Origin of the sequence: Providencia sp. JGM181 (genome assembly GCF_018257375.1) — a bacterium.
Lineage (GTDB): Bacteria > Pseudomonadota > Gammaproteobacteria > Enterobacterales > Enterobacteriaceae > Providencia > Providencia lanzhouensis.
Genome location: NZ_JAERJY010000015.1, coordinates 26,196 through 36,484 on the forward strand (window position 1 = coordinate 26,196; position 10,289 = coordinate 36,484).

The following is a 10,289-nucleotide window of genomic DNA, read 5'->3' on the forward strand; positions in this document are numbered from 1 at the left end:
AGTAAAAGAAGATAATGAAATACCGTGACCTTAGAGATTTCATCGCGCAGCTTGAAAAGCAAGGCGAACTAAAACGCATTACGATGGAAGTCGACCCTTATTTGGAAATGACTGAAATCGCAGATCGTACACTAAGAGCAGGGGGACCAGCCTTACTATTCGAAAACCCTAAAGGCTATAATATGCCCGTTCTGTGTAACTTGTTTGGTACAACCAAGCGCGTTGCTATGGGAATGGGGCAAGAAGATATTAAAGCCTTACATGATGTGGGTAAGTTGCTCGCTTTCTTGAAAGAACCGGATCCTCCTAAGGGTTTTCGTGACTTAATGGACAAGTTGCCGAAATTCAAACAAGTGCTGAATATGCCAGCTAAACGCTTAAGCTCAGCGCCTTGTCAGGAGGAAATTTGGGCTGGTGATGATGTTGATCTGACTAAGATCCCCGTTATGCATTGCTGGCCGGAAGATGCTGCACCACTGATTACTTGGGGCTTAACGGTCACTAAAGGCCCCCATAAAGAACGCCAAAATTTAGGTATCTATCGCCAGCAAGTCCTTGGCAAAAATAAAGTTATTATGCGTTGGTTGTCTCATCGTGGTGGTGCGCTGGATTTCCAAGAGTGGTGTCAGGCACATCCAGGTGAACGATTCCCAGTCGCTGTGGCGCTAGGTGCTGACCCCGCAACGATTTTAGGCGCAGTGACACCAGTTCCTGATACGCTATCTGAATATGCTTTTGCTGGGTTACTCCGAGGCAATAAAACGGAAGTCGTAAAGTGTATTTCTAACGACTTAGAGGTTCCTGCAGGGGCGGAAATTATCCTTGAAGGATATATTGAACCGGGCGAAATGGCACCAGAAGGCCCTTACGGTGACCACACTGGTTATTATAACGAGATTGATGACTTCCCAGTATTTACTGTGACTCATGTGACTCAACGTCGCGATGCGATTTATCACTCTACCTATACAGGCCGTCCACCAGATGAACCTGCAGTATTAGGGGAAGCGCTGAACGAAGTTTTAGTGCCTATTTTGCAAAAGCAGTTCCCTGAAATTGTGGATTTCTATTTGCCACCAGAAGGTTGTTCCTATCGTCTGGCGGTTGTTACCATGAAAAAACAGTATGCAGGACACGCAAAAAGAGTAATGATGGGCGTCTGGTCTTACCTGCGCCAATTTATGTATACGAAGTTCGTGATTGTTTGTGATGATGATATCAATGCTCGTGATTGGAAAGATGTTATTTGGGCCATCACAACACGTATGGATCCTGCTCGTGATACTGTCATGATGGAAAACACGCCGATTGATTATCTCGATTTTGCATCACCGATTTCTGGGCTTGGTTCCAAAATGGGAATGGATGCGACCAATAAATGGCCGGGAGAAACCAACCGTGAATGGGGACGCCCTATTGTCATGACGCAGAGTGTCAAATCCCGCGTAGATGATATCTGGGAACAGTTAAATATTATTGAAAAGTAAGAGGAAAATCATGGCAACTTTGAGCTGTAAAGTCACATCTGTTGAATCTATCACGGATACAGTTTATCGGGTTATTTTGTTGCCAGACGGACCTTTTCATTTTAAAGCGGGTCAATATCTTATGGTCGTTATGGATGAAAGAGACAAACGACCATTCTCTATGGCTTCTACTCCCGAAAATAATCAATCTATCGAACTGCATATTGGCGCGTCGGAATTTAATTTATACGCTATGGCGGTGATGGATCGCATTTTAGAACAGCAACGTATTGATATTGATATTCCTCACGGTAAAGCGTGGTTCCGCGAAAATAGCCAAAACCCGATGATCTTGATCGCAGGCGGTACCGGCTTCTCTTATACCCATTCTATTCTATTGGCTGCTTTGGCTGAAAACCCTCAACGGGATATTACTTTCTATTGGGGCGGTCGCCAGTTAGAGCATTTGTATGACCTCGGTGAATTGCAGGCTATTAGTGAGCGTTATCCTAATCTGAAAGTGGTCCCTGTTGTCGAGCAACCGGATGAAAATTGGCGTGGAAGAACAGGAACTGTTTTGAGTACCGTGCTAGAAGATTTCGGTGACTTATCTGGGCATGATATTTATATTGCGGGTCGTTTTGAGATGGCGAAGATTGCGCGGGATAGGTTTTGTAATGAGAGGGGGGCAAAGTCCACCCAGTTGTTCGGCGATGCCTTCGACTTTTTGTGATTTGAGTATCCCCGTCATATTTCAAGCCACAGGGGTGTTAGCTTCATAAAGCTACCCTATCACATACTCCAGTATGCTCAAGGGATAGCTTTACTTGCCGCCTACCTGTGACCTGAACTATTTAGGGGATGGACTGAGTTGTATTCAATATTCTGGTTGATTGGTTGATTGGTTGATTGGTTGATTGGTTGATTGGCTGATTGATTTCACTGAGCTGGTTCGTGGATAAAAAAATCCCGCCCCTGACTAGGCGGGAACATTGCAAGATACGACAATGTAACGGCAAAATGAATTAGACTCTTTCGATAATTGTGGCGATGCCTTGCCCAAATCCAATACACATTGTAGCTAAACCAAACTGCTTATCATGTTGTTCTAACTGATTAAGCAACGCAGTTGTGATTCTTGCGCCAGAGCAACCGAGAGGGTGCCCTAAAGCGATTGCTCCACCACTTAAATTCACTTTCTGATCCACTTGGCTTTCTGAAATTTGCAGCCCTTTTAGGCAAGCAATAGACTGAGCTGCGAAAGCCTCATTAAGTTCAATAATATCAATATCATTCAACGTCAGCCCCGCACGCTTTAATGCTAATTCAGTGGCAGGAACTGGCCCAAAACCCATGATTGAAGGATCGCAACCAACCACGGCCATGGCGCGAATTTTTGCACGAGGTTTCAATCCATGCAGTTTGGCATAAGACTCACTGGTAAGTAGCATGGCTGAAGCACCATCGGACAATGCTGACGAATTACCTGCGGTCACGGTACCACTGACAGGGTCGAAAGCGGGTCTTAATGCAGCAAGTCCTTCCAAATTGGCATCAAAACGGATGACTTCGTCATAGTTGATTGAAATAAGATTGCCATCAGCGTCATGTCCTGAAATCGGAACGATTTCACGGCTAAATTTACCATTCTTAGTTGCCGCTGCCGCGCGTTGGTGAGATCTCAATGCAAAGGCATCTTGTTCTTCGCGACTGATTTTATACATTTTGGCGAGCATTTCGGCAGTTAAACCCATGGCTCCAGAGGCTTTTGCTACGCGTAATGTGAGCTTTGGATTGAAATCAATACCGTGAGTCATTGGAACATGACCCATATGCTCAACACCTCCAATCAAAACGGAATGAGCATCTCCAGCCATAATGAAACGGCTTGCGTCATGAATGGCTTGCATCGAAGAACCACATAGGCGATTGACCGTGACCGCAGGAACTGTATGAGGAATATCAGTCAATAAAGCAGCATTTTTTGCGATGTTAAAACCTTGCTCTAAGGTTTGCTGAACACATCCCCAAATAATGTCATCCAACTCTTTCTTTTTCGCATTGGGATTGCGTTCAAAAATTGCATTCATCAGGTGTGCAGAGAGGTCTTCTGCTCTTACATGACGAAATACACCGCCTTTGGAACGGCCCATTGGTGTGCGTATACCATCAATAATGAAGACATTTTCCATAGGATTAACCTCTCGCAACTTTTTTAACATCAATAGCCACAACCGGTGGCTGCGGATAGTATCTGGCGTTAGTGGCCGCTTTTTCTTTCAATCCATTTGGAACTTGATAAAGCGGGCTTAAATGGGAGTAGGATTCCGCAGTTTTGACATAAGACTGGCTACCGAGTGTATCAAGATAGCAGAAAACACCTCCGCGGAATGGCGGGAAACCAAGTCCATAAACTAGCGCAATATCGGCATCTGAAGGGCTTTGTATAATGCCTTCTTCAAGGCAGCGAACCACTTCGTTCACCATTGGCGCCATCATTCGAGCAATAATTTCATCTTTAGTAAATGAACGCTTACTTTGGCGAATCGAACTTAATAATTCATCGGTTTTTGGGTCATCAATTTTCTTTGGCTTTCCTTTTTTATCTTTTTCATATTGATAAAAGCCTTTGCCATTTTTCTGACCAAAACGTTGTTGTTCAAACATAATATCGATGGCGTTCTTACCGACTTTTTGCATTCTTTGCGGAAATCCTTGAGCCATGACTTGCTCTGCATGAAATGCGGTATCAATCCCGACAACATCAAGTAGATAAGCCGGCCCCATTGGCCAACCAAATTCTTTTTCCATGACTTTATCGATTTCTCTAAAATCGGCGCCATCTTGAAGTAATAAGTTAAACCCAGCGAAATAAGGGAAAAGAACGCGGTTAACGAAAAAGCCAGGGCAGTCATTTACAACAATAGGGGTTTTTCCCATTTTATTCGCATAAGCAACCACTTTAGCGATGGCGGCATCACTGGTTTTTTCACCTCGAATAATTTCGACCAAAGGCATGCGATGAACAGGATTGAAAAAATGCATACCACAGAAGTTTTCTGGGCGTTTAAGAGAGTTCGCTAGTTCAGTGATTGGAATAGTTGAAGTATTTGAAGCCAGTATAGTCTCTGATGTGATTAGTGATTCCACTTCGGATAACACGGCGGCTTTTATTTTAGGGTTTTCAACGACAGCTTCAACGATCACCTGAGAATTATCAATGCCAGCATAAGATAAAGACGGATGGATAGAGGCTAAGGTTGTTGCCATATTATCTGCAGTGATTTTTCCTCGTTCAAATTGACCATTAAGCAGCTTTCTAGCTTCATCAATACCTAAATCTAAGGATTTCTCATTGATATCCTTCATCAGAACGGGAACACCCTTGCTCGCAGATTGATAAGCAATACCTCCACCCATAATGCCTGCACCCAGTACAGCTGCGTGTGCCGGTGCAGTAGAGGAACCTGCGATTTTTTTACTGGTCGATTTAACCTGTTGATCATTCAGAAAAACGCTAACTAATGCACGAGCAACATCACTATGAGCCAGCGGGACGAAAGCAGCAGTTTCATGTTTCAGTGCTTCATCTCGAGTGCAGTTTGCAGCTTTCTCGATAGCATTGACTGCACTCATTGGTGCTGGATAGTGTTTTCCAGCAACTTGATAGACCATACCTTTAGCAACGTTAAAGCTCATTGCTTGCTCTAGTGCGCTAAGTTTTAGCGGCTCAAGTTTTGGCTGCCGTGCTTGACGCCAATTTAATGCGCCAGAAATAGCTTGTTCGATGATGTGCAAGGCTGCCTGTGGTAATTTTTCAGTTTCGACAATCGCATCCACTAAACCGAGTTTCAGTGCTTGAGATCCACTCACATCTTTACCCGCAGTGATAATTTCCAGAGCGCTATCAAGACCAATAAGTCGAGGCAAACGGACTGATCCGCCAAAGCCAGGCATAATTCCTAACTTTGTTTCAGGTAAGCCAATTCTGGCATCGGGTGACGCAATTCTAAAATCGGTAGCGAGTACACACTCACATCCACCGCCTAGGGCATAACCATTAATTGCGCTAATAGTTGGAACAGGGAGATCTTCAAGGCGATTAAATATACTATTCGCGTAACCAAGCCATTCACTGAGGGTTTCTTTGGATGCGTCGAATAGGGATAAAAATTCTTTAATATCTGCGCCAACAATAAAAGCGGGTTTATCTGAGCGCAAAATAACGCCTTGTAAATCGCTTTGTTGTTCGAGTACTGCAACTGCTTCATCAAGTGAAGCGACGGTATGAGTATCCAATTTATTGATTGGTCCTGATGAGTTAAACACCAGTTCTGCAATACCTTTTTTCAACCATTGAATAGAGATTGTCTCACTTTGATAAAGCATGCTGTTCTCCTTTATGTGGCGGTCTTATCTGGTATGACCAGATGAAAATCAGTGTGACGATAATGTTAATTAAATGCAAATGATTAATAACAAAACTGGAAGGCGGCTCACAGGAATTAAGGTAAATAACACAAGGTGAAAATGATATTTCTATTAATAATCAATGCATTAATCTTATCTTGTCATTGAGTGCATACACGTTATTAGCAGAACGTGATAAGCTTGATTTTTCTAACTAATACTGAAAGGTTGAACGAAATGGAAAAACTGGCTGGACTCTACGCAGAACATATTAAAACGCTACAAAAAACGACTCAGCAAGTTTTGCAACGCAGTAAATTAGATGCCATCTTGATTCATTCAGGAGAGCCAATTCGCATTTTCCTCGATGATAGTGACTACCCATTTAAAGTGAATCCACATTTCAAAGCATGGGTTCCAGTGACGGACGTCCCGCATTCTTGGTTATTAGTCGATGGAGTGAATAAACCGAAGTTATGGTTTTACTCACCAGTTGATTATTGGCATAGCGTTGAACCTTTACCAACTAGCTTCTGGACGAAAGAAGTTGAGCTTATTCATCTGAAAAATGCGGATGAAATTAAAGGCTTTTTAGCGAATTTACCGAAAGAGCATCTAGCTTATATCGGCTCCTCTGCAAACAAAGCCGAATCTTTAGGTATTTCGACACACAATATCAACCCAAAACCTGTACTCGATTATTATCACTATCACCGTTCATATAAGACAGACTATGAGCTGTACTGTATGCGCGAAGCACAAAAAATGGCGGTGAATGGTCATTTATCAGCTTTCGAAGCTTTTCAAGCTGGGGCAAGTGAGTTTGATATTAATATTAGCTACTTAGAAGCGACAGGGCATCGTGATACGAATGTGCCTTACGGTAACATTGTAGCTTTAAATGAAAATGCAGCCGTGCTTCACTACACTAAATTACAGCAAACGACTCCGAGTGAATTACGTAGCTTCTTGATTGATGCTGGTGCTGAGTATAACGGTTATGCCGCTGATATTACTCGTACTTATGCGGCTAAGAACAAAAGTGAGTTTGCAGAATTAGTTGGAGATTTGAATACAGAACAACTCGCTCTGATCGCTTCAATTAAAGCTGGCGTGCGTTATACCGATTACCATGTAGATATGCATCACCGTATTGCGAAATTACTTGCTAAGCATGGAATTGTGAAAGGGATTAGCGAAGATGCTATGGTTGAAAATGGTTTAACAACACCATTTTTACCACATGGGTTAGGTCATCCATTAGGTTTACAAGTGCATGATGTAGCAGGCTTTATGCAGGATGAAGATGGTACCCATTTAGCTGCACCGAAAATGTATCCATTCTTACGCTGCACTCGTATTTTGGAACCAAGAATGGTGTTAACTATCGAACCGGGTCTTTACTTTATTGAGTCCTTGCTTTCTGCGTGGCGTACAGGGGAGTTCAGTCAGCACTTTAATTGGGATAAAATCGAGCACTTCAAACCTTATGGTGGTATTCGAATTGAAGATAATATCGTTATCCATCATAACCATATTGAAAATATGACTCGAGATTTGCATTTACCGTAATGAAAGCGTACTCAATTCCGGCAGAAACGATCTCTTTTTCGGAAGAGATCAAAAAAAGCCGTTTTATTACTTATATCGCTCATACCGAGGGTATTGACGCTGCGAAAGATTATATTCAATCGATTAAAGCGCAATACCCCGATGCCCGGCACCATTGTTGGGCATTTGTAGCGGGACGACCTGATGATTCCCAGCAGCTAGGTTTTTCTGATGATGGAGAGCCTACGGGAACGGCAGGTAAACCCATTATGGCGCAGCTATTAGGTAGCAACTTAGGTGAGATCACTTGCGTTGTTGTGCGTTATTTTGGTGGAATAAAGCTAGGTACGGGTGGGTTAGTCCGTGCTTATGGCAGTGGGGTTCAGCAGGCGCTGAAGTTGCTCCCAACACAAACTAAAGTCCCTCAAAAAATCTTCAATGTGGTATGTGATTACTCACTTATCAATGGAGTTGAGCAATTATTAGCTCAGGTAAATGGTACTATATTGCTCAGTGATTATAATGAGTCTGTATCTTTGCAAATTTCTATTCCTGCTACTTGTGAGCAGGAGGTCAACGATAAATTACGTGATATCAGTCGTGGGGAAGTTACTCTCTTAGAACCGTCACAAGAGCAAACAGCATAGCAAGGAACCGGCCGAATGCATTTTCGCGCAATAACTCGTATTGTCGGGTTACTCGTCATTATCTTCTCTTTTACTATGGTCATACCTGGTATTGTCGCACTGATATATCGCGATGGTGCGGGACGAGCATTCAGTCAAACTTTTATAACGGCGTTGCTGATTGGGCTTTTTTTATGGCTGCCTACGCGAAATAGTCGACATGAATTAAAAGCAAAAGAAGGTTTTTTAATTGTTGTTCTGTTTTGGACGGTGCTAGGGAGTGTCGGGGCACTGCCGTTTATCTTCTCTGAAAAACCCAATTTATCTGTTACAGATGCCTTCTTTGAGTCCTTTTCTGGGCTAACAACCACCGGTGCAACAACTCTGACGGGATTAGACTCTCTTCCGAAAGCGATCTTATTCTATCGGCAGATGCTGCAATGGCTTGGAGGGATGGGGATCATTGTACTCGCCGTCGCGATTTTGCCTCTCTTAGGTGTCGGGGGGATGCAGCTCTATCGTGCAGAGATGCCGGGGCCATTAAAAGATAACAAAATGCGTCCGCGAATTGCGGAAACAGCAAAAACCCTTTGGCTTATTTATGTGTTGCTAACTATCGCGTGTGCGATTGCATTATGGATCGCTGGTATGGATGTGTTCGATGCGATATCACACAGTTTTTCAACCATCGCGATCGGTGGGTTTTCTACTCATGATGCCAGCATAGGCTACTTTAATAGTCCTGCCATTAATACCATTATTGGCGTGTTTCTAATTATCTCGGGTTGTAACTTTGGCTTGCACTTTGCTGTTTTAACGGGAAGAAGCCTCGGAATTTATTGGCGCGACCCTGAGTTTAGAATGTTCATCAGTTTCCAGTTTGTTCTAGTCGTGATCTGTACCGCGGTGCTGATGTATCACTCCGTATATGCTGGCTTTGGGCAAACGTTGGATCAAGCCTTTTTCCAAGTGGTCTCGATGGCGACCACTGCGGGTTTCACCACTGACAGTTTTTCTGGCTGGCCGCTGTTCTTGCCAATGCTTCTACTATGTGCGGCGTTTGTCGGTGGTTGTGCAGGGTCAACGGGTGGGGGATTAAAAGTGATTCGTATCCTTTTACTGTTCCTGCAAGGTTCCCGAGAGTTAAAACGATTAGTGCATCCTAATGCGGTCTATACCATTAAATTAGGACAAAGGGCGCTGCCAGAAAGGATCATTGAAGCTGTCTGGGGATTCTTCTCTGCTTATGCTTTAGTTTTCGTGGTTAGCTTGCTGCTTTTAATCGCCACTGGGGTGGATGAGTTTTCTGCATTCTCAGCGATTGCGACAACGTTGAATAACTTAGGCCCTGGCTTAGGTACTGTTGCTGATAACTTCACGACAATGAATCCTGCAGGTAAATGGATTTTAGTTGTCACGATGCTGTTTGGTCGTTTGGAAGTGTTTACTTTATTAGTATTACTGACCCCTACTTTCTGGCGTGAGTAATATAGCTGCGCCGCTAACGTATATAGATAGTAACGATTAGGAATAAAAATGAGTTATCTACTTTTGCACTCAAGCACCGATGGGCAAACCAAAAAAATCATACTTAAAATGGCAGATCAATTACGTCGCGCTGGGCGTGAGTGTGATATTCGTGATTTGAATTCAGATAAAAGTTTTAACTTATCTGCTTACGAAAAGGTGCTAGTGGGAGCTTCTATTCGTTATGGGCATTTCAATAAGCAGTTAGTGCGTTTTGCTACAACCCATCAAACTCAACTTAATTCGATGAAGACGGGGTTCTTTGCCGTTAACCTTACAGCAAGAAAAGAAGGCAAGAATACCGTTGAGACGAATGCCTATACTCGTAAGTTCTTAGAGAAGTGCCCATGGCAGCCGACCGTGAAGTCTGTTTTTGCAGGCGCGCTGTTTTACCCTCGCTATAAATGGTTTGATAGAGTGATGATCCGGCTCATTATGAAAATGACAGACGGACCAACCGACCCAAATACAGAAATTGAATATACCAATTGGGATAATGTTGCGGCTTTCGCAACTGAATTTGATAATCTCTAGCTTGATATTTAAACAAATCGTGGTTGTTTTGCGCGATTTGTTTAAAAAGAAAACGGTCGAATAAAAATATTCAAAAAACACTTGCAGGATTTCTGCGACTCCCTATAATGCGCATCCGTTGTCACGACAAACCGGCTCGAAGAAAACCTCGAAGCCCCGTGATAACAGAGGTGAA

At 43.2% G+C, this 10,289-nt stretch carries 8 protein-coding genes; 6 read left to right on the forward strand and 2 right to left on the reverse strand.

Annotated elements, in window-relative coordinates; translation table 11 throughout:
- The first annotated feature begins 14 nt into the window (after positions 1 to 14).
- Both ubiD and fre read left to right on the forward strand, forming a co-directional pair.
- Positions 15 to 1,487 carry a 4-hydroxy-3-polyprenylbenzoate decarboxylase gene (ubiD, locus tag JK188_RS04025; RefSeq protein WP_006658346.1) on the forward strand — a complete coding sequence of 491 codons (1,473 nt, stop codon included), beginning with the start codon at positions 15 to 17 and terminating at the stop codon, positions 1,485 to 1,487.
- A gap of 10 nt (positions 1,488 to 1,497) precedes the next feature.
- On the forward strand, positions 1,498 to 2,199 hold the full coding sequence (gene fre / locus JK188_RS04030) for an NAD(P)H-flavin reductase (RefSeq protein ID WP_036954929.1): 702 nt from the start codon (positions 1,498 to 1,500) through the stop codon (positions 2,197 to 2,199).
- A gap of 292 nt (positions 2,200 to 2,491) precedes the next feature.
- On the opposite strand, the gene fadA is transcribed toward fre, so the two are convergent.
- Positions 2,492 to 3,658 (reverse strand): acetyl-CoA C-acyltransferase FadA, encoded by a 1,167-nt coding sequence (fadA, locus tag JK188_RS04035; RefSeq protein WP_211887832.1) that lies wholly within the window; start codon positions 3,656 to 3,658, stop codon positions 2,492 to 2,494.
- Positions 3,659 to 3,662: 4 nt separating this feature from the next.
- Entirely contained in the window at positions 3,663 to 5,855 is a 2,193-nt protein-coding gene (fadB, locus tag JK188_RS04040; protein WP_211887831.1) for a fatty acid oxidation complex subunit alpha FadB, read from the reverse strand.
- A 258-nt stretch (positions 5,856 to 6,113) separates the two neighbouring features.
- Here fadB and pepQ point away from each other — a divergent pair, with 258 nt between their 5' ends.
- The 4 genes from pepQ to hemG are packed head-to-tail and all read left to right on the forward strand — an operon-like array spanning position 6,114 to position 10,114.
- On the forward strand, positions 6,114 to 7,448 hold the full coding sequence (gene pepQ, locus JK188_RS04045) for a Xaa-Pro dipeptidase (protein WP_211887830.1): 1,335 nt from the start codon (positions 6,114 to 6,116) through the stop codon (positions 7,446 to 7,448).
- The gene (locus tag JK188_RS04050) at positions 7,448 to 8,074 is read left to right on the forward strand and encodes an IMPACT family protein (RefSeq protein ID WP_036954919.1); all 627 of its coding nucleotides are present in this window, start codon (positions 7,448 to 7,450) and stop codon (positions 8,072 to 8,074) included. Before pepQ ends, JK188_RS04050 begins: the two co-directional genes overlap by 1 nt.
- 15 nt (positions 8,075 to 8,089) lie before the next feature.
- Complete coding sequence (gene trkH, locus JK188_RS04055; RefSeq protein WP_108479348.1) at positions 8,090 to 9,541, forward strand: Trk system potassium transporter TrkH; 1,452 nt, start codon at positions 8,090 to 8,092, stop codon at positions 9,539 to 9,541.
- A 48-nt stretch (positions 9,542 to 9,589) separates the two neighbouring features.
- Positions 9,590 to 10,114 carry a menaquinone-dependent protoporphyrinogen IX dehydrogenase gene (hemG, locus tag JK188_RS04060; protein WP_108479349.1) on the forward strand — a complete coding sequence of 175 codons (525 nt, stop codon included), beginning with the start codon at positions 9,590 to 9,592 and terminating at the stop codon, positions 10,112 to 10,114.
- The last annotated feature ends 175 nt before the right edge of the window (positions 10,115 to 10,289 follow it).